Annotated in this window: 16 protein-coding genes and 1 pseudogene; 5 read left to right on the plus strand and 12 right to left on the minus strand. The window is 58.1% G+C overall.

Annotated features, from left to right (window positions below):
- Positions 1-180: 180 nt before the first annotated feature.
- The 8 genes from AOA59_RS06000 to AOA59_RS06035 all read right to left on the minus strand — a co-directional run bounded on the left by AOA59_RS06000 (position 181) and on the right by AOA59_RS06035 (position 9,799).
- Positions 181-621 (minus strand): TetR family transcriptional regulator, encoded by a 441-nt coding sequence (locus AOA59_RS06000; RefSeq protein WP_099486409.1) that lies wholly within the window; start codon positions 619-621, stop codon positions 181-183.
- Positions 618-2,498, minus strand: a complete 1,881-nt coding sequence (locus AOA59_RS06005; protein WP_099486411.1) for an integrase — start codon at positions 2,496-2,498, stop codon at positions 618-620. Before AOA59_RS06005 ends, AOA59_RS06000 begins: the two co-directional genes overlap by 4 nt.
- Positions 2,495-4,174: a hypothetical protein gene (locus AOA59_RS06010; RefSeq protein ID WP_099486413.1), complete on the minus strand. Its 1,680-nt coding sequence runs from the start codon at positions 4,172-4,174 to the stop codon at positions 2,495-2,497. The genes AOA59_RS06005 and AOA59_RS06010 overlap by 4 nt, the downstream gene beginning before the upstream one ends.
- Positions 4,174-5,319 (minus strand): site-specific integrase, encoded by a 1,146-nt coding sequence (locus AOA59_RS06015; RefSeq protein ID WP_099486415.1) that lies wholly within the window; start codon positions 5,317-5,319, stop codon positions 4,174-4,176. Before AOA59_RS06015 ends, AOA59_RS06010 begins: the two co-directional genes overlap by 1 nt.
- Before the next feature lie 140 nt (positions 5,320-5,459).
- Positions 5,460-6,617 (minus strand): DUF4350 domain-containing protein, encoded by a 1,158-nt coding sequence (locus AOA59_RS06020; RefSeq protein WP_099486417.1) that lies wholly within the window; start codon positions 6,615-6,617, stop codon positions 5,460-5,462.
- Positions 6,614-8,143, minus strand: a complete 1,530-nt coding sequence (locus tag AOA59_RS06025) for a DUF4129 domain-containing protein (protein WP_099486419.1) — start codon at positions 8,141-8,143, stop codon at positions 6,614-6,616. The genes AOA59_RS06020 and AOA59_RS06025 overlap by 4 nt, the downstream gene beginning before the upstream one ends.
- The gene (locus tag AOA59_RS06030) at positions 8,130-9,110 is read right to left on the minus strand and encodes a stage II sporulation protein M (RefSeq protein ID WP_099486421.1); all 981 of its coding nucleotides are present in this window, start codon (positions 9,108-9,110) and stop codon (positions 8,130-8,132) included. The genes AOA59_RS06025 and AOA59_RS06030 overlap by 14 nt, the downstream gene beginning before the upstream one ends.
- A complete protein-coding gene (locus AOA59_RS06035; RefSeq protein ID WP_099486422.1) occupies positions 9,107-9,799 on the minus strand; it encodes an RDD family protein in 693 nt (230 codons plus the stop codon). Before AOA59_RS06035 ends, AOA59_RS06030 begins: the two co-directional genes overlap by 4 nt.
- A 165-nt stretch (positions 9,800-9,964) precedes the next feature.
- On the opposite strand from AOA59_RS06035, the gene sbcB reads away from it, so the two are divergent.
- Complete coding sequence (gene sbcB / locus AOA59_RS06040) at positions 9,965-11,392, plus strand: exodeoxyribonuclease I (RefSeq protein ID WP_099486424.1); 1,428 nt, start codon at positions 9,965-9,967, stop codon at positions 11,390-11,392.
- A gap of 90 nt (positions 11,393-11,482) precedes the next feature.
- Here sbcB and mvaT read toward each other — a convergent pair whose 3' ends face one another.
- Positions 11,483-11,857: a histone-like nucleoid-structuring protein MvaT gene (gene mvaT, locus AOA59_RS06045; RefSeq protein WP_005790963.1), complete on the minus strand. Its 375-nt coding sequence runs from the start codon at positions 11,855-11,857 to the stop codon at positions 11,483-11,485.
- 347 nt (positions 11,858-12,204) lie between these two features.
- Between mvaT and purU the strand changes: the two genes are divergently transcribed.
- Both purU and AOA59_RS32640 read left to right on the plus strand, forming a co-directional pair.
- A complete protein-coding gene (gene purU, locus AOA59_RS06050; RefSeq protein WP_017139791.1) occupies positions 12,205-13,053 on the plus strand; it encodes a formyltetrahydrofolate deformylase in 849 nt (282 codons plus the stop codon).
- Positions 13,054-13,139: 86 nt separating this feature from the next.
- Positions 13,140-13,310 carry a hypothetical protein gene (locus AOA59_RS32640; protein WP_163005457.1) on the plus strand — a complete coding sequence of 57 codons (171 nt, stop codon included), beginning with the start codon at positions 13,140-13,142 and terminating at the stop codon, positions 13,308-13,310.
- 36 nt (positions 13,311-13,346) lie between these two features.
- Here the strand turns inward: AOA59_RS32640 and AOA59_RS33470 are convergent, their stop codons facing one another.
- Positions 13,347-14,111 (minus strand): methyl-accepting chemotaxis protein, encoded by a 765-nt coding sequence (locus AOA59_RS33470; protein WP_370589484.1) that lies wholly within the window; start codon positions 14,109-14,111, stop codon positions 13,347-13,349.
- Positions 14,112-14,204: 93 nt separating this feature from the next.
- A pseudogene (locus AOA59_RS33475) lies at positions 14,205-15,236 on the minus strand (cache domain-containing protein); the annotation flags it as partial.
- A 204-nt stretch (positions 15,237-15,440) separates the two neighbouring features.
- Here AOA59_RS33475 and AOA59_RS06060 point away from each other — a divergent pair.
- Positions 15,441-16,919 (plus strand): helicase HerA-like domain-containing protein, encoded by a 1,479-nt coding sequence (locus tag AOA59_RS06060; RefSeq protein ID WP_099486428.1) that lies wholly within the window; start codon positions 15,441-15,443, stop codon positions 16,917-16,919.
- Positions 16,920-16,923: 4 nt separating this feature from the next.
- Here the strand turns inward: AOA59_RS06060 and AOA59_RS06065 are convergent, their stop codons facing one another.
- A complete protein-coding gene (locus tag AOA59_RS06065; RefSeq protein ID WP_056858560.1) occupies positions 16,924-17,379 on the minus strand; it encodes a DUF721 domain-containing protein in 456 nt (151 codons plus the stop codon).
- 305 nt (positions 17,380-17,684) lie between these two features.
- On the opposite strand from AOA59_RS06065, the gene secA reads away from it, so the two are divergent.
- A complete protein-coding gene (gene secA / locus AOA59_RS06070; protein WP_017139796.1) occupies positions 17,685-20,420 on the plus strand; it encodes a preprotein translocase subunit SecA in 2,736 nt (911 codons plus the stop codon).
- Positions 20,421-20,436 lie beyond the last annotated feature (16 nt).

Genomic DNA, 20,436 nt, shown 5'->3' on the forward strand with positions numbered 1-20,436 from the left:
TTGCCCTTCTACAAAAGCCATGCCAGCGGCCCCATGTCTGATTGGTTCAAGATCAGTATTTGGGAGCCGCAGGTATGAGTCTTATGTGGTAGTTCCTTACGTCTGGATCTTGGCGGGGAACTGCCAGCCCACCGCGACCGATATTCGGATCTGGTTGATCTCCATTGGCGGAGGACTTCGTCAGATGCGAGATTTATTAGTGTGGGTGGATGGAACAAGTCCAACCACGTTGCGCTCTCGCAGCTTGGCTTTGAGCGTCTGATTCTCGTCCAGCAGCACCTCATTGATGGATGCGAGTCTGGCGAGCTTGGCCTGAAGCTCCTCAATCTCATGACGGTAGCCCTTAGACTTCTGACGCTCGGCAATCAGATCCTGATGTTTTACATCTCGCATGGCACGACTAGATCGCCCCTGGATCTGTCGTATCTCCTCAGCGATTGCTGGGTAATGATTATGGATGAGCGCCGTCGATACTCCGGCCTCACGGGCCACAGCTGCGATGGTCACCTTAGTTTCACCGGCACGAGCCCGACCTTTTTGGATCGCATAGATGGCTAGCCTCAGATCCTTCGCTCGATCCACAGCAGGCTTGTAGTTGGATGATTTGTCCTTGCTCTTCATGCACTCAGATCCTCAGGAGGCATATCCAGTTGCACTAACACCTCCCGGCAGCGGTTCAGGTCGCGCTCCACGCGTAGGCGACCTCCTTCGCCAATGTCCTTGCAGAGCAGCAGCTCTTTCAGATCATCGTAGAGTCGCTGGTAGATGGGGGCGTGGATACTCCCGATCACCGAGTGGTCGCAGCCAGTGCAGCGGGTGCGTTCAAGGGTATTGCCAACGCAGCCGTCATTGTCCGCTGTACACCAGGCGTGGCCATTGCTGCGTATGGCTGTACTCCCGGAAATGGATTTCAGCATAGAGGCGCGATCTTTGAAGATCAGCAGGTTCTCCGGCTCCCGCTTCCACCCCTTGATGGAGCGTCCATAGCCTCCTGCCAACGATTCATCGCCCATCCAGTTGTCGACGACGCCGAGTTTGATGTCCTCCAACTCATCTTGGATCTCCGAGTACAGTTCAAGATCCAGATGCTGTCCCCAGCTTTCGTCCATGGCGTATCCGAGGGTCATGTCCAGTGACCAGTGTGCGTAATGCTCCTTGAGGTAGCGCAAGTCGCCGAAGCGGCTGTGCGCGGCATAGTTCGCGAACTTGCGCCGGAATTGGTGGCTTGCGAGGCGCCAGCTCAACCCACAGTCCGTGGCAAATGTCTTGAGGTGGCCATCCCAACTGGTATTAGTCAGCGTGCGGACTTGATTATCCTCTTTTGGATCCACGCCTAGAAACAGGGAGTGACGGTGCTTGTAAGCATCTGAGATTTTCGGGTCGTTCGGTTGAATACGACGTCGTTGAATAATTTCGCTGGCGATCATCGCTTGGTGTGGCGCCGCCCACCGCTCCATAATCCGCAGGGCGCGCACTGCGGCCTCCGGAATCATCCAGTCATGAATTCCTTCATCGGTCTTCTCAGACGTTGAGCGCATCCAGTGATAGATCGTGCCCTCGTCGTCTTCTGTGCGGTGGTGTGATCCTGATTGCAGGTTGGCCAACTCGTGATTGCGACAACCTGAGGTGCCTGCTATGACGATGTAACAGGCCGTACGAAGGCTTGTCAGTGACTTATTGAATGCCCTCAGGCCCCCCTCCCAGCCATTAGCTTTCAAATGTCGGTTTTTGCTTCGTATTAAGCCGAAATCTCTTTGGCCTTTATACTTTGCCGCGCCGGCATCCATATCATCGCGTAGATCGAGCAACAGCTTACCGCGCTCAACTTGCCGATAGGCCTGTTCGAACAGCGTGCAGAATACGTCGTCGGGAATCAGCGGCGTCTTTCCCTCATAGACTATGCCAATACTTCCTACCATCGCTTTTGCGGAGGTGCTGGGCCATGGATGTAGCGGCATTCGGTCGTTGGTGTAGAGGCTTAGCTCTGCGATTGCCTCTACCGCCCTATAGCGAGCTCGTAGAGTTTCTGTCGATAGCGGTTTGCCAGACCTTGCGTTCTTGTGATTCTTACAGGCCGCCACATAGGTTGCCGCGATCATGGGCGTTACCGCGCCTAAATGTTCGATCCCTAGCGAATCTAGATGCTGTAAGAATGGCATTGCATTATCGAAGAAGAAGCGAATCGTCCCTCCCTTAGGCTGATTCGTATCACGACGACCGCGTCTGATGTAGCGATAAACCATCCCTTTCATCACCGCCCGAAACGCTGGCGGTACGATGCCAAAGTTCAGTTGCCTCCGACTCATCGGGACGTTGGTAGGCATACCATTGAGTTGCCAAAAATCGTCACCGTATTGGCTGAGGATGACCCACTCTCCATCAACCTGGGTTGTGGTGATGATCAGATTGTCGAGCTCTGATTCCGGAAGTCCGCGCACATCGCTAGGCTGAGCGGTAATGGACACCCAAGATGGTGGTTCCGAGGTGCTGTCAGTCATGAAAAGACCTGCAGGCTGTCGATTAGATCAATTGACCAGAAGGGGTGTGGTTGGGTGCGAGCGCGCTCACGAGCAGCGTAAACAGCTGCCGCCTTGAAGGTTCCACGGCGAAGCCCCTCGGCAATGATGTAATGGTCTATTAGACGAGGAATATGAGCGTACTCCCGCGCCCAGCGTCGCTTGTCCATACGGGAGCGCTCCGTGAGCACCCGGAAGTAAAAGCTGAAGAGCTTGTGCAGGTCTTCGGCGGTCACTGCGTAGTGTTTGCAACGCAGGCAGTTAATGAAGTTCATGCATGTCGCGCCCTCACGTTTCGGGGCGAATTGGCCGTTTACGGGATCGGCACATCGACCTAGAGGACTTTCCTTATAAGTCGCACCGATGGTTGCAGTCAGCAACTCTTCCACCAGCACCTCTCCCATGAATCGCCAGTTTCGCCGGGAGTCCTCGCTCGGCGCTAGATAGTTTTGGTCGGCTACCCGTGGAGTGTTGCCGAGAGCAGACGCGGTTGTCGATAGATCGCCGCCCGTCAAATCAAAAATGCGGTTTGCAAAGGTTTTACGCAGGCGGGAAATATTTATGCGTAGTGGATTTCCCCCACTGTCCTTCAAGCCATATTCGGCCACAAGTCGATCAATCCCTAATCCGATTGTTCGATCTTGCAGCGCTGTTACTTGACCGATTGATCTTGAGTTACGGCTGCGGTAGAGCCATACGCGTCCTTTGAGGTCATCCGGAGCTTCAGGGTCTAGGGGAGCAGTTAAGACCATCACCCGACGGATCAAACGTTCCACGTTAGTTCTGACGCTTGGCATTGCCTCCAGAACACGCTCGGCTTTCGACTCAGCCCGTAGAGCTACTTTGCTAGTGTTGTAACCGCGCCGCTTCCATAGAACGAGGAACACGGCATCGTCTTTGGGATGGGGGCGTAAGCAATCGCGGCCCATTTCCAGCAAGGGTGTAGTGTTGCGCCCGGTGTGTAGAGCTACAACCAGTAAAACATATACCAGCAGGTCGCTGGTTATCGGTGAGCGGTCGACCCACACTGGTCTGACGGCCTGTCGCAATGCTGCTGCAAACTCTTGCCGCTCGCGCTTCGAGAGGGCTGTCTCACCTTTACTCTTGCGGTTGATGTTGGGGAACGGATTGGTCGGGAAGGTAGCTGCATCGCCGAATGTCACTAACCGCAAGAGTCCTCGATGTGCAAGAGCAAGAAGCACTGGCTTGGTTTTTGAGTAGGAGTTTTTCTGGTTGGTGGTCGCTGTACCTCGTCCAGATAGATGGCCAAGGTAGCCATCGATTAGGCCTCGGTTCACATCATTCAGAGTCAAATCACGCTCAAAAGCCGTCGCTTGAAGTATGCAGTAGTCGAGAAAATGCCGTAACCCAGTGTTGCAATAGCTCACCACGGTAGAAACTGAGAAGGTGCCGTCTTGTCCCGCTAGGAAACGCTCTATTTGACGCTGACAAGCGTAGTTAATGACGTCGATTCCTGCGCCGTACCATCGTTTGAAATCGAACTTCCTCATATTGGTAGTGTTCCGCCCGAACGTAACCACAGTGTTATTCGGAGGGATAACCTCGGGCAAGATGACCACGTTGCCTGCCGCATCAAGACTGTGCTCGACCTGAGGAATGCTGAGGTCAGTCTTGGTGAACACCTTGCGTTTCCCCATCAGACTGCTACCGCCATTTCGTTGAGCTCATCGTCATATGCCAGCACTGCCTCATCGGCCATTTCGTTGATCAGATGTAGGTAAATCATGGTTGTCTGGATCGAACTGTGGCCAAGTTGTCGCTGAAGGAACACCAGAGGTTCGACCCCCTTCTGCGGGTTGCGCTGAAGGTTTACCAAAGTGTGTGTGGCGTAGGTGTGACGCAGCATGTGCGCGTGGACTTCGACTCCAACCAGCTTGCCTGTCTCACTGATAATCCGGTTCAGGCTTTTGCCGGCGCTACCGTAAGGCTCTCCAAGATGATTGAGTAGTAGTGCTTTCTGATCCTTACCTAGAGAAGCTCGCTCTCCGCGCAGCTTGGTCACGTAGCGGTAGAGCTCGGCCATGAACTTGCGACTGATACGGATATCTCGGTCTTTGCTACCCTTGGTCTCCATGCCGCTACCGTCGAAAGGATCAAGCCGAATGCAAAGATTACGTTCGGTTCGCCCAGCCTTGTCCGGGTCGAAAACGTACGCCACCGGGAAGGTCGCCAGTTCGTTACGACGCATGCCTGTGCGCAGAGCCAGCTGAATCATGATTCTGTGATGTGGATTGTCCGATACGGCCAAAAGTGATTTGGTCTGAGACATGCTTAGGAATTTGGGCAGGGGCTTGTGACGACGCGGCATCACATCGTTCACCAAGGCTTTGCCACCACTGGCATCAACATGCTCAAGGAAGGTTGATTCGCGCATTACAATCCGCTCCTCGTGACCGAACGGTAGGCGCTTAACCCAACCTTTCGCCAGGGCGAACTCGTAGAACTTGCAGATGTACGTCAGTCGCTGGCGAGTAGTGTTGCGCGCCAGTTCGCACGTCATCAGGCAGTAGTCCCTGTAGGCAGCCACGAGGCTTTTGGCCTCACCACGGTCTACATCTCGCCAATCAAGATCATGAGCTTGCAAGAAGCTGAAGTAGTCGTACAGCGCTCGCCCTGTACTCGGCCAAGATTGCTCCGAGCCGATGTCTCCGCGAAGTAGGTAGAAGCGGAAGAACTGATTGGCGTGAGTGCAGCTCTCCATCGAGTCCCATAGCAGAATCGGAAATCCCCGGTACGGCTGTCCTGCGATCAGGAAATCCTCTGTGCCCCACACAAGCTCCATCTACCACCCATTCATCAACAGATCACGTTTGCTCTGTCTGCATGGATTGTGTGAAGGCTGTTGCTGAGGCCCTCCACTCCCTATCAGATAGATCTATGATATCTAATATCATGCAGATCTAACTATCGCAAGGAGCCGGATCATAGGGCATTCCTGAGGGTTTGCAGGCTCGCCACCTGACGGCTGAAATCGGCGCTGGTGAGCCGTTTTGCCGGGAGTGGGCCGAGGGCCTGGCGGATGACGTGGGAGGGTTGGCGCGTCAGTCGTTCGAGGACCTGCCACTGTGCGTCGCTGTCGAGGTGTTCAAAGCCTGGGTGGCGCCGTCGTGCAGCCCGCTGGATATCACGCTGCAAGGCGTGCAGCAGCGTGCCTTGGCCACTGCGGCGCAGCAGGAAGTCGGCACTGGCCTTCACGTGTTCCTGTAACTGGCGACGGGCCTTTGGGGCGGGCGCCCGGGTCGGCCCCTGGCGCATGCCGGCGTGCCAGAGTGCCAGGGCAATCAGTGCGCAGAGCGCCACCAGTGCCTGGGGGAAATTGCGCATCAACAGGGTAAGCAGGTCGTCCACGTCGCTGTTGAACAGCAGCGTTACATCCGTACCCCGGTTGAGATACCACAACAGCCAGGCGTTATCGTGTTTGCCGATGCCTGGGGTTTTCCACAGGTCGCTGTCGGTTACCACCGTTACGGTGCCTTGGCCGAAGTTGCGTTGCATCAAATGGCTGGACTTGCCGCTGTTGGCGGAGAACTGCGCCAGGTGTCTGGGGTCGGTGAGGTTGAAGTCGGTATCGAAGCTGAAATAGGCCGGGGCGGTCTCATTGTCGACGTAGAGTTTGGTCAGGTCCGGTGCTTTCTTTTTGCGTGGGGAAGCAGGCTCGTCAAAGCCCTCGCCGAGTGTCTGGTGGAAGTCCAGCCGGTCCAGCAGCAAGTCGCCGCTTTTACCGGTTTCCTCATCCCAAAGCGCTTCGGCAACCAGCAGCAGATGGCCACCGGATTTTGCCCAGTCCAGCAGTTGCTCCGCCTGGCGTGGGGTCATGTTGCTGCGCTCGCCCAGCAATACCAGGCTATGCCCCTTGGCTGGCTGGTCGGCCAGGTGTTCAAGGCTGTTGGCGTGGTCCACGGCCAGGCCCTGCCGGCGCAGGAAGTATTCAGCCGCAAGGTAAGGGTTGGCGATGGCTTGTGGCGATGGGCCGCGATCGACTATTTCGTCGTAGGGGATCGCCTTGTGCCAAACGTAAAGGCCACCGGCTCCCAACAGACAGGCCAGCAGCAGGCCGATCCACAGCATGGGGCGGTTCATTGGGCGGCTCCCGTACTGAACAGGGCGCGCCAATCGCGGCACAGTTGCTGGTGTACCAACGCCGGCGGAAGGCGGTGGCCATAGGCGAGGTTTTGCCAGTGGTGTGTCAGTGCGTCACTGAAGGCCAGCAGTTGCGGTTGTTGCAGTGAGTGGATGCGCTCCAGGACCTGACCTTCGGTGTCGGCGCTTTTGAGGGGCAGGTTGAAGTCGTGCAGCAGTCGGTTGAGCAGGCCGCGATACAGCAGGCCGAGGGCTTCCCTGGGGTGGGTGGGCCACAGCTGTTCGGCGGTGCTGGCAATGTCGTCAGGCAAGGTCTCGCTGCCCAACGCCAGGCCGAACAATTGTGCAGGTGCCGCTTTGGCGATTTTGGCTTTGGCCGGCCCGCGTCGACTGACAAAGGCGCGCAGCCACTCCCGATAGCGCCAGACAACTAGCGCGAGGCCAGTCGCCAGCAGGCCCCAGAGCAGTACCTCCAGGCCGAGGGCAGCGTTTTTGAAGGAGTTGCGGTTGAAGCTGTCCAGCAGCGCCTGAAGCCAGGCCGGAAGTTTACCGTCACCCTTTACCTTGCGTTGCGCGGCGTTTTTTTCGTCGCCAAAACGGTAGCGAGTGACGGTTTCCGGGTGCTTGAACGGGGGGCTGTCCAGCAGCGCCTTGATCGATTGGCTGGCGGCCTGGGTCGTGACTTGTTTGGCCGGTCCGGGCTCGTCCGCCATGACGGGGCGGCCGAATGGCACGAGCATCAGCCCAGCCGCCAGCAGCAGCAACGTCGCGACGCTGCTCAGGCGTTGGCGTAACCGGCGGAATACCAGTTCAAGGTCCCAGGCTTCCAGCACGGTGCGGCGGTTGAGGTACAGGCTGAAACCGCAAGCGACATAGATGGGTTCCCAGAACACCAGAATCAGGGCGTAGAAGGCGTTACTCAAATGCTCCAGCCACAACCCTTCCGAACCCGTTGCCAGCGCCAACCGTTGCCAGTCCCAATCGAGTTCCAGTTGCTGCGGTATGAACAGGTAGAACAGTGCCATGCAACCGAACCACAGGCCGATTTCCATATGCACGCCAAGGGTGGTCAGCCAGCGTGCAGCGCCAGCGTTGCGTTGCAGCAGCACCCCCAGGCGTATTTGACGGGCATTGCCGTCCAGGCCTTCGAGTTGGCTCACCGGCATGACAAAGCTGCGGCTCAGGCTCAGTCGCCTCCAGGTCAGGCTGGCCAGCAGTTGGCCTTTGAGCAGGCACGGCCACTGGCGCACGGCCTGCTTGAGGCTGGGAGTCTCGCCAAACAAGGCCTTGGAGAGGATGTACAGCGGCAAGCGGTCAAAGGCCGGTTTTAGCCACCAGAACACGAACATGGCCGTGGACGGGTATTTCCACAGCAGCAGGGTCAGCAAGCTGAATATCGGCAACGTCACTATTGCCCAACTGCTCATCAACAGCAGTCGATGTTCCTGGGCCATCAGTACACCCAGGTCCATGGCTTCCCAGGAGGTACGGGGACGAATCACCACGCTGGCCTCACTCAGGCGCATGGCGAGTGCGTCCGGCAAGCGTGAGGTAGGCGGCAACCAACAGCCACAGCCCGGCACCCGTTGAGTATTTGATCCAGGGCGCGATCGTGGTGGAGGAAGACCAATAGGCTTCAATAAACGCCGCGATCAGCAGCAATAGCATGACGCCGCAGAGCATCCGCACGCTTGTGCGTGCCGCCAGCCGCAGGGATTCGCCGCGTGTCAGGTGCCCGGGAGCAATCACCGCCCAGCCCAATTGCAAGCCTGCCGCCCCGGCCAGGGCGATGGCGGTAAGTTCGAAAGCACCGTGGCCGATGACAAACGACCAGAAGGTCTGGCCATAGCCGATCTCGGTGAGATGGCCGGAGATCGCGCCGATGATCAGGCCATTGAAAATCAGAAAGAACACGCTGCCCAGGCCCAACAGCAAACCGGCGGCAAAGGTCTGGAAGGCAATCCCGATGTTGTGCATCACGTAGTAGCCGAACATCATCCAGTCCTCACTGGACGCGCGGTCGGCAGCACGCCCGAGGTGACCGGCATCCGGGTCATACATGCTGTGCATCTCGGCCACCTGCGCGGGGCTCACGATGCTGTAGATCAGGTCTGGAAACAGGTAGACCAGCAACGCAACACCCACCAGGCTGCCGAAGAACAGCACGCCGGCGATCAACACGAAACGCCATTGTTCGCGCACCAGGCGCGGGAAACCCGCCAGGATAAAGCCCACTGCATTCGCGCCCAATTGGCTGCGATGGCGATATAACTGCTGGTGGCCGCGCAGTGCCAGTTGTTGCAGGGGGTCTATCAGGTAGCTGCTGTAGCCACGCTCCTGGGCCAGGGCGAGGTGCTGGCACAGGCGCCGATAATGATGGGGGAAGTCGGACATATCGCCGGCCTTGGCCTTGCCTTGCTCCAACTGGACGAGTTGTGCGGTGAAGGCTTGCCACTGCGGCTGATGGCGGCTTTCGAACAGGCTCTGCTTCATGTTGGCCCCACCAGGCCACGGGCCACGCCATTGAGTTGTTCTACCGCACGCGCTGGCGATACGTGTAACGGCGTTGCCAGGATGGCCGCCAGTTCGTGCACCCGATCGGCGGACAACTCACCTTGGCGTTCGGCGAAACCCAATATGGCGCGTTGTTCGCTCAGCTCCAGCGTGAAGGGCAGGCGCAGGGCGGTGGCTTGAGGCACCTTGGGGCGCGCCAGTGGCTGCTCGCGGTAGACCACCAGCGTGCCCGCAGCAAGGTCGCCGAGCCGTTTGAAGTGAGGGTGTTGCAGGCAACTGATGGCGCCGAGGAAGTAGCCCAAAGGCAGCATGTCGACAAAGCGCAGCAGGTTGCGGATGAGTGAGGCCGGCCAGCCAATGGGTGTGCCGTCGTCCTGAATGACGCGCAAGCCCATGACCTGCTTGCCCGGAGAGCAGCCCTGGTTGAGGACTTCGAACAGCACCATGTACCACCAACTGATCAGGAACAGCAGCAGCGAGCCCAGGCCAATACCGATATTGCCGAGCAGCGCCAGTGGCACGAGCAGGATACCCACGATCAGGCCGCGCACACCCAAGTCGAAAGCAAAAGCCAGTGTACGTGGTATCAGGCCGGCCGGGCGCAAGGGCAAGTCTATGCCCTCGGGCGTCTCGATCGGGTAGTGGGTATCCAATGGAACTGATGGCATCGCGATCCTTGGCAGTGCGGGTGGCTTGAAGACACGGATGCTAGCAGTGTCGACGGTGGAAGCAACCCTTCAAGGTTTTGCTGGATGTTTGTACAGTAATCTATCGCTGGCCCCGAGTGCCTTGCTGCGCCTAGACTTTGTCGATCTTCAGCACAGGAACAGCCCGTGACCACCATTTTCTGGTACGACTATGAAACCACCGGCATCAACCCGCGCAGCGATCGCCCGTTGCAGGTCGCCGGTATTCGTACCGACCTCGAGCTCAACGAGGTCGGCCCGCCGGTCAACCTGTATTGCCAGCCAAGCGACGATATCCTGCCGCATCCGGCTGCCTGCGCCATCACCGGTATCACCCCCGGCATTCTGGCGGAAAAAGGCCTGGCCGAAGCCGACTTCATGACCCGCGTGCACGCTGAGCTGGCCGCGCCTGGAACCTGTGGCGCCGGTTACAACACTTTGCGCTTTGACGATGAAATGACGCGTTACAGCCTGTACCGCAACTTTTTTGACCCCTATGCCCGTGAGTGGCAGGGCGGCAACAGTCGTTGGGACTTGATCGATGTGGTGCGCACGGCTTACGCACTGCGCCCCGAAGGCATTGAGTGGCCCCAGCAGGACGGGCGTGTCACCCTCAAGCTGGAGTGTTTGACCCAAGCCAATGGCATCGATCATGGCCAGGCTCACGATGCCCTGTCGGACGTGCGAGCCACCATCGCCCTGGCGCGGCTGATCCGCGACAAGCAGCCAAAGTTGTATGACTGGTTGTTTCAACTGCGCAGCAAGCAGCGAGTGATGGATCAGGTCCGCCTGTTGCAGCCCATGGTGCACATTTCCGGGCGTTTCTCCGCTGAGCGTCATTACCTGAGCGTGGTACTGCCTCTGGCCTGGCACCCGCGCAATCGCAATGCGTTGATTGTCTGTGACCTTGGCCTCGACCCGCAGGGTTTGCTCGACCTCGACGCCGACACCTTGCGCCAGCGGCTCTACACGCGTCGTGATGAGTTGGCGCAAGGGGAATTGCCCGTGCCGCTCAAGTTGTTGCATATCAACCGCTGCCCGGTGGTCGCGCCATTGAGTGTGCTGCGCGCACAGGATCGCGAACGCTTGAACTTCGATATGGACGTGTGCCAGGCACGGGTGCTGCGACTAACTGACGCACAGGAAGTTTGGCGCGACAAGTTGGCAGCCATTTATGCCGAGGAAGACTTTGCGCCGAGCACAGACCCGGAGCAGCAGCTCTATGACGGTTTTATCGGTGACCGTGACCGACGGTTATGCGAACAAGTCCGCGTGGCAGAACCAGCGCAGTTGGCACGTCAGCAGTGGCCTTTCGATGATCATCGATTGCCGGAATTATTATTCCGTTACCGCGCACGTAACTTTCCTGACACCTTGGACAACGATGAGCAACAACGCTGGAAACTTTTCTGTCAGCAACGTTTGTCGAGCGCGGAGTGGGGCGCACCCAATACCCTGTTGGCATTTAAGCAGGCACGTGAGGAGTTGGCTGTTAGTGCTACAGCGTTTCAGCGCCAGGTGCTCAATGAGTGGCAGGAGTATGCCGACTCTTTAGCCGCTCGCCTGGGCCTGTAGTCAGGTACTTGCAGAGTATTTGGACAATAAAAAACGCCAGCAAGCTGGCGTTTTTAATGTGTTGCATATCAGGCCTGAGCCCGATCAGGCTTAGCCCAGCAGGGTAGCCCAACCTTCTACCACGTCGCCGCCCCACTTGGCTTTCCACTCTTTCAGAGTCTTGTGGTTGCCACCTTTGGTTTCAATCACTTCGCCGTTGTGCGGGTTTTTGTACTGCTTGACCTTGCGGGCACGCTTGGTGCCGGTAGTTTTCACAGCGCCACGTGGTGCTTTAACTTTAGATTCCGGATCCAACAGCGCGATGATGTCACGCAGGGATTTGGAGTACTCACCCATCAGGGTGCGCAGTTTGCCTTCGAATTCCAGCTCGGTTTGCAGCTTGTCGTCTTGGGACAGGTTTTTCAAGCGGGCTTGCAGTTCTTTGATAGCTTCTTCGGTGGCGCGGTATTCGTTGATCAGGGACATGTTGACTACCTTATGTAGAGCGCTGATTGACAGTGAGTGGCCTAATAATAGTCAGGCAATTTCCCCAAGTAAACATTTAAGAAGGCATTTATGTGAATTACGTTGAATGTTTGTGGCAATGCTATGCAATCGAGTTAATTAATAGGTGGCAGGTGTAAAGATAATTCTGTTTGTTTTGCCTAACTGTCTAAGCCTGAGGGCGGGCCTTCATATAGTGGCGGTAAAACCTTACGCTATTAAGGGGTGTCGCCAGGGCCGGGCGGCAGAATAAGGTGCAAGGAGTACTGCAGTTTTTCTGCGTAATCGCTAGAATGGCGGCCTTTGCGAAGTTCTGGAGTTTCCCCCTAATGCGCACTTTTCGGCTGGTGATTGCTTGCCCGGACCGGGTTGGCATCGTTGCCAAAGTCAGTAACTTTCTGGCCTCCCACAACGGCTGGATCACCGAGGCGAGCCATCACTCGGACGATCTCAGCGGTTGGTTTTTCATGCGTCATGAGATACGTGCGGACACGCTGCCCTTTGGTCTCGAAGCGTTTCGCGAGGCGTTTGCGCCGATCGCCGAAGAGTTTTCGATGACCTGGCACATCACTGACACGGAGCAGAAAAAGCGTGTCGTACTGATGGCCAGCCGCGAGTCCCACTGCCTGGCCGACCTGCTTCACCGCTGGCACAGCGATGAACTCGACTGTGAGATAGCCTGTGTGATTTCCAATCATGATGACCTGCGCAGCATGGTCGAATGGCATGGCATCCCGTACTACCACGTGCCGGTCAACCCACAGGACAAGGAACCGGCATTCGCCGAAGTCTCCCGCCTGGTAAAGCAGCACGAAGCCGATGTGGTCGTGCTGGCGCGCTACATGCAAATCCTGCCGCCGGAACTGTGCAGTGAGTACGCTGGCCGAGTGATCAACATTCACCACAGCTTCCTGCCATCGTTTGTGGGGGCCAAGCCCTACCACCAGGCCTCCCTGCGCGGCGTGAAGTTGATTGGTGCAACGTGCCACTATGTCACCGAGGAACTCGACGCCGGCCCGATCATCGAGCAGGACGTCGTGCGCGTCAGCCACAGCGACAGCATTGAAGACATGGTGCGTTTCGGCCGTGACGTCGAGAAGATGGTGCTGGCCCGTGGCCTGCGTTACCACTTGGAAGATCGGGTGTTGGTTCACGGTAACAAGACTGTGGTGTTCTGATAGCCGCGTTTAAGTTGAAGACAAAAGGGCCTGGGCGTTTAATCGTCCCAGGCCCTTTTTATTTGTCTGCGGTTGAGGAGTAAGTGATGAGCGACCCACTCGATAAAGCCACCTCCAAAGCGCCTGCGACGCTGGGCGAGGGCTGTTTGAGCCGTTTTGATCCAGATGAGCTTAACCCTGAGGACGGCACCGAGTTTCCCGGTGCCGCCGAGTTGTGGCGGCAGGAACACGCTAAAACCGATCCCGAGCAAGCCTAGCGGCCCGCCGCCTTAAACGCTCGGCGGGCCTTTGGATCAGATCCGGAAGCTGCCCACCAGCTGTTTCAAACGTGCGGCCTGTTGTTCCAGGTCGGTACAGGCGCGCAGGGTCGATTGCAGGTTTTCCACACCTTCCTGGTTGAGGGTGTTGATCTCGGTGATGTCCATGTTGATCGACTCCACCACCGACGTCTGTTCCTCGGTGGCGGTGGCCACAGACTGGTTCATGCCGTCGATCTCGCCAATGCGTTGGGTCACGCTGTTGAGACGCTCACCGGCCAGGTTGGCGATCTCGACGCTCTCCAGGCTATGGCGCTGGCTTTCACTCATGGTGCTGACCGAATCCCGGGCGCCGACCTGCAACTCTTCAATCATCTTTTGCACTTGTTGCGCCGATTCCTGAGTGCGGTGCGCCAGATTGCGCACCTCATCGGCCACCACCGCAAACCCGCGACCGGCTTCACCTGCACGTGCCGCTTCGATCGCGGCGTTCAGCGCCAGCAGGTTGGTTTGCTGGGAGATGCTGGTGATCACTTCCAGAATTTGCCCGATGTTCACGGTCTTGCTGTTGAGCGCTTCGATATTGCTGCTGGAGGCGCTGATCATCTCCGACAGTTGGTTCATTGCCTTGATATTACGCTCGACCACTTGCTGGCCATCTTCGGCCAGGTGCCGGGCATCGCTGGCCTGATGGGACGCCTGGGCGGCGTTACGTGCGATTTCTTGCGCAGCCGCGCCCAGTTCGTTGATAGCCGCAGCCACGCTGTTGGTGCGGTTGGCCTGCTCGTCAGAGTTGACCATCGACGAGTTGGAGGCGCTGACCACTCGCAGGGCCACTTCATTGACCTGCTCGGTGGCCGAGGACACTTCGCGAATCGAGGTGTGAATGCGCTCCACGAAGCGATTGAATGCGTTACCCAGCGTGCCGAACTCGTCGTGATTCTGGATGTTCAGGCGGCGGGTCAGGTCACCTTCGCCATCGGCGATGTCCTGCATGGCGCGGGTCATCACGTGCAGGGGTTGCAGCAGCACTCGGATCAGCATGCCGAGCAGCGCGATGATGATCACGACCGCAATGATCGTGGCGATAACGGCCGAGGTGCGAAATTTGCTGAGCATGGCGAAGGATTTATCTTTATCCACCGAAATACCCAGGTACCAGTTCACCGACGGCAGGCCTTTGATGGGGGTGAAGGTCACGATGTTGTCTTTGCCATTGGCTTCGACTTCGCTGAAGTCACCACTGATTTTCGGGGTGTTTTTCGGGTACATGTCGGCCAGCGTCTTCATCACCAGGTTCTTGTCCGGGTGCACCAGCACTTTGCCGTCAGCGCTGACCAGGAACGCGTAGCCCATGCCGCCGAAGTTCAGCGCGCCGATGTTATCCACCAGGGTTTGCAGGCTCAGGTCGCCGCCGACCACACCGATGCTTTGCCCGGCCCTGGCGCTGGGGGTGGCCACGGAAATGATCAACTGGCCGGTCGCCGCGTCGATGTAAGGTTCGGTGAGGGTTGAGCCGTTGCTGCTTTGGGCGCCTTTGTACCAAGGGCGCACCCGTGGGTCGAAGCCGTCCGGCATCTTGGTGTCGGGGCGGATGGTGAAGGCGCCTTTGCTGTCACCCACGTAGGTGGCCATGAACGAGGAGGTCAGGCTTTTCTGTTCGAGCAGGCCGGCAACCACGGCGGGTTCAGGGTTTATGGCGATGTTCTGTGCGGCATTTTCGACCAGGGCAATCCGCCCGGTGAGCCAGGTTTGAATGTTGCTGGCGGTGACATCACCCATTTCATGCAGGTAATTATCGAGGTCGTCGCGAATCGCGTTGCGTTGCAGGTAGTCGTTATAGAGGGTAAACAGTGCAAAAGCGGCGATGACGATAAGGGAGGCTGCAAGCAGGATTTTGTGGCTGAAGCGCAGGTTTTTATTCATGGCTTGTAGGGTCCGCTAAGGTCTTAATATCCGAAGCGCGTCCTCGTGGGACGCGCAAAATGACAGCGTCAAAAAAGGTGTGATACTGCGTGTGATAATTCCGGTGGTCCCTGTGAGAACTATCTGACCTATTTTTAGACTTTGTAGGTCTTACCTCTGTCTGTATCGACCTGACGGCACTAAAGATTAACCAAAGGTGACGAAATGCCTGATTCCTCGCAACTCCTTATCGGCGCCGGCCTGGACGGCCAGCCCATCGCTCAGGCCATGCGCCTGGCCAACCGTCACGGGTTGATTGCCGGCGCCACCGGTACAGGTAAAACCGTCACGTTGCAGCGCTTGGCGGAAGCCTTCAGCGACGCGGGTGTGGCCGTGTTTGCCGCTGATATCAAGGGTGACTTGTGCGGCCTTGGCGCTGCGGCCAACCCGCAAGGCAAGGTGGCCGAGCGCATTGCGGGCATGCCTTTCCTTAATTACACGGCGAAGGCTTATCCGGTAACGCTGTGGGATATCCACGGGCAGTCCGGTCATCCGCTTCGCACCACCATCAGCGAAATGGGGCCGTTGCTGCTTGGCAGCCTGCTGGAACTCACCGACAGCCAGCAATCGGCGCTCTATGCGACTTTCAAGGTGGCCGACCGCGAAGGCCTGCTGCTGCTGGACCTCAAAGACCTCAAGGCGTTGCTCAACCACTTGCGTTATCACCCGCAACTGCTGGGCGACGACGCGGCGCTGATGACCACCGGTTCCAGTCAGGCGCTGTTGCGGCGTTTGGCGGTGCTGGAGCAGCAGGGCGCCGAAGCCTTGTTTGGCGAGCCGGCCCTGCAGCTTGAAGATATCTTGCAGCCTGCCGGCGATGGTCGCGGGCGCATTCACCTGCTGGACGCGAGCCGCTTGGTGCATGAGGCGCCCAAGGTCTATGCGACCTTCCTGCTGTGGCTGTTGGCCGAGTTGTTCGAGCAACTGCCGGAGCGTGGCGATGCCGATAAACCGTTGCTGGCGCTGTTTTTCGACGAGGCGCATTTATTGTTCGCCGATACGCCCAAGGCATTGCAGGATCGCCTGGAGCAAGTGGTGCGTTTGATCCGTTCCAAGGGCGTGGGTGTGTACTTTGTCACTCAATCCCCGGGGGATTTGCCTGACACGGTATTGGCGCAATTGGGCCTGCGTATCCAGCATGGCTTGCGGGCGTTCACCACCAAAGAGCAGAAATCCCTGCGTGCGGTAGCGGACGGTTTTCGCCCCAACCCGGCGTTCGATACCTTGTCGGTGCTGACCGAGTTGGGCACCGGTGAGGCGCTGGTGGGGGCGTTGCAGGAAAAGGGCACGCCGGAAGTGGTCCAGCGCGTACTGGTGGCGCCGCCGCAATCGCGGATCGGGCCGCTTTCCGAGGCTGAACGCGCTGCGATCATCGCCAGTTCGCCTTTATTGGGACGCTACGACAAGCCGATTGACCGTGAGTCGGCCTATGAAGTGCTGATGGCGCGCAAGGAACTTGGCCCGACCGAGGAGGCCAAACCGTCCGACGAAGAGCCGAGCTTTACCGACAAGGCCGGAGCGTTCCTGGGGACTACCGCGGGCAAGGCGCTCAAATCCGCCATGCAGCAGGCGGCCAATCAAATGGGACGGCAGTTGGTGCGCGGGTTATTGGGCTCGTTGCTGGGCGGCAGTAAACGCAAGTAGCGGTTCAGGGCTTGGGCCTGGCGTGGGCGGCCAACCGCTCCAATGCTGCGCGCAGGCCCGGATCGCTGATGCCGTCGGCCGTGGCTTGAATGGTTTCGGCCGCATTCTGCGACAGGTCCATGGTGTGGCCTACGGCACCTTGCTGCACGGTGGGCGGCTGCACCTTGAACTGGATGCGGGTCAGGCTGGCAAATTCATCAAATGCCATTAATTGCCGCTGCAAGCGTTTTTGCTGGTAGCGCAGGCGGGTGGCCCAATGCCCGTCGGTGACAATTAACAGTAAATTGCCTTCGCGCCACGACGCCACATGACAATGTTCGCGGGCGGCAGGTTGCAGCTGGCTTTCTACAAGGCGTTGCAAATGGCCCAAGCGTTGCGCGTGGCCGAAGATGGCTTTCAACGGTTTGGCTTCGCGGAGCAACACGCTGGGCGCGCGGGCTGTAAGTGGGCGAAACGCCATGTTTAGACACCTTAAGTAACAGAGCCGCCATCTTAGCAGAAAGCGCCTGTGCGGCCCCAGGCAAAGCGATAGCAGGGCAATGCGAGTGAAATCAATAGGTAACTTCTGCGCTTGATGGGTTGAAGTTCCAGCAAAAGCCCTTATTTTAAACAGGCCCTCTCACAGCGCCATGCCAGCATCGGGGAATAACGCCACTTTCCTCACCCACGATTCCGGGTAGAATGCGCGTTCGCATGCGGCCGTGAGGGCTGCTCGGGCCACTCACGGTGCGCCCTCCATCCCTATGTGTGGAAGAACCTGCCGATATGTTTGCGCCTTTGTTAAAGAAACTTTTTGGAAGCAAGAATGAGCGCGAAGTCAAACGCATGCTCAAGACGGTGCAGCTGGTCAATGCCTTCGAAGAGCAGATGGTTGCCCTGTCGGACGAGCAATTGCGCGCCAAGACCCAAGAGTTCAAGGCCCGCATAGCCAAAGGTGAAACCCTCGACAAGCTGTTGCCTGAAGCCTTTGCGGTCGCCCGTGAAGCCGGTAAGCGTGTCATGGGCATGCGCCACTTCGACGTGCAATTGATCGGCGGCATGACCTTGCATGAAGGCATGATTGCCGAAATGCGTACCGGTGAAGGCAAGACCCTGGTGGCAACCCTGGGCGTTTACCTCAACGCGCTGTCCGGCAAGGGCGTGCACGTTGTGACGGTGAACGACTACCTGGCCCGCCGGGACGCCAACTGGATGCGCCCGCTGTATGAATACCTCGGCCTGACCGTCGGCGTAGTCACGCCGTTCCAGCCGCCGGAAGAAAAGCGCGCCGCCTATGCGTGTGACATCACCTACGGCACCAACAACGAATTCGGTTTCGACTACCTGCGCGACAACATGGCGTTCAGCATGGAAGAAAAATTCCAGCGCGAACTCAACTTTGCCGTGATCGACGAAGTCGACTCCATCCTCATCGACGAAGCACGTACCCCGCTGATCATCTCCGGCCAGGCCGAAGACAGCTCGCGCCTGTACACCGAGATCAACAAGTTGATCCCGCGCCTGGTGCAGCACGTTGAGGAAGTGGAAGGCGTGGTGACCAAAGAAGGTCACTTCACCATTGACGAGAAGACCCGCCAGGTCGAACTCAACGAAGCCGGCCACCAGTTTGTCGAAGAGATGCTGACCCAGATCGGCGAGCTGGCCGAAGGCGAAAGCCTCTACTCGGCGCACAACCTGGGCCTGTTGACCCACGTGTATGCCGGCCTGCGCGCCCACAAGCTGTTCCATCGCAACGTCGAATACATCGTCCAGGACGGCCAGGTCGTACTGGTTGACGAACACACCGGCCGTACCATGCCGGGTCGCCGTCTGTCCGAAGGCCTGCACCAGGCCATCGAAGCCAAGGAAATGCTCAACATCCAGGCCGAAAGCCAGACGTTGGCCTCCACCACCTTCCAGAACTACTTCCGTCTGTACAACAAACTGTCCGGCATGACCGGTACAGCCGACACCGAAGCGTTCGAGTTCCACCAGATCTACAACCTGGCCGTGATGGTGATTCCACCGAACAAGCCGCTGGCGCGTAAAGATTTCAACGACCTGGTGTTCCTGACGGCCGAAGAGAAGTACGCGGCAATCATCAATGACATCAAGGACGGCATGGCCCAGGGTCGTCCGATTCTGGTGGGTACTGCCACCATCGAAACTTCCGAGCACGTGTCCAACCTGCTCAACAAGGAAGGCATCGAGCACAAGGTTCTCAACGCCAAGTTCCACGAAAAAGAAGCCGAGATCATCGCCCAGGCCGGTCGCCCAGGCGCACTGACCATCGCCACCAACATGGCCGGTCGTGGTACCGACATCCTGTTGGGCGGCAACTGGGAAGTGGAAGTTGCAGCGCTGGAAAACCCAAGCCCAGAGCAGATCGCCCAGATCAAGGCCGACTGGCAGAAACGCCATCAGGCGGTGCTGGAATCTGGTGGTTTGCAGGTAATCGCCTCCGAGCGTCATGAATCGCGCCGTATCGACAACCAGCTGCGTGGTCGTGCCGGCCGTCAGGGTGACGCCGGTTCGAGCCGCTTCTACCTGTCGCTGGAAGACAGCCTGATGCGTATCTTCGCCTCGGATCGGGTGAAGAACTTCATGAAAGCCCTGGGCATGCAGTCCGGTGAAGCGATCGAGCACCGCATGGTGACCAACGCCATCGAGAAGGCCCAGCGCAAGGTTGAAGGCCGCAACTTCGACATTCGCAAGCAACTGCTTGAGTTCGATGACGTCAACAACGAGCAGCGTAAAGTGATTTATCACATGCGTAACACGTTGCTGGCCGCCGACAACATTGGCGAAACCATCGCTGACTTCCGTCAGGACGTGCTCAATGCCACCGTCAGCGCCCACATCCCGCCACAGTCCCTGCCTGAGCAGTGGGATGTTGCCGGCCTGGAAGCCGCGTTGAAGAGCGACTTCGGTGTGGACTTGCCGGTTCAGCAGTGGCTGGACGAAGACGACCACCTGTACGAAGAAACCCTGCGCGAGAAGCTGATGACCGAGCTTTTGGCCGCGTACAACGAGAAAGAAGAGCAGGCGAGTGCCGAAGCACTGCGCACCTTCGAGAAACAAATCGTACTGCGCGTGCTGGACGACCTGTGGAAAGACCACCTGTCGACCATGGACCACCTGCGTCACGGTATCCATCTGCGTGGCTACGCCCAGAAGAACCCGAAGCAGGAGTACAAGCGCGAGTCGTTCACGCTGTTCTCCGAGCTGCTGGATTCGATCAAGCGCGATTCGATTCGCGTGCTCTCCCACGTTCAGGTGCGTCGCGAAGACCCGATCGAGGAAGAAGCCCGCCTGCGTCAGGAAGCCGAGGCACTGGCTGCGCGCATGCAGTTCCAGCATGACGAAGCACCGGGTCTGGAAGCGCCGGAAGCCTTGGGCGAAGAGGTCGATGTGGCCTTGGCTCAAGCCCCGGTCCGCAATGACCAGAAGCTGGGCCGCAACGAGCTGTGCTGGTGCGGTTCGGGCAAGAAGTTCAAACACTGCCACGGCGAAATCAACTAAGATTTTTGCCTGACGC

This window comes from Pseudomonas sp. 2822-15, from assembly GCF_002742515.1.
GTDB classification, from domain to species: domain Bacteria; phylum Pseudomonadota; class Gammaproteobacteria; order Pseudomonadales; family Pseudomonadaceae; genus Aquipseudomonas; species Aquipseudomonas salomonii.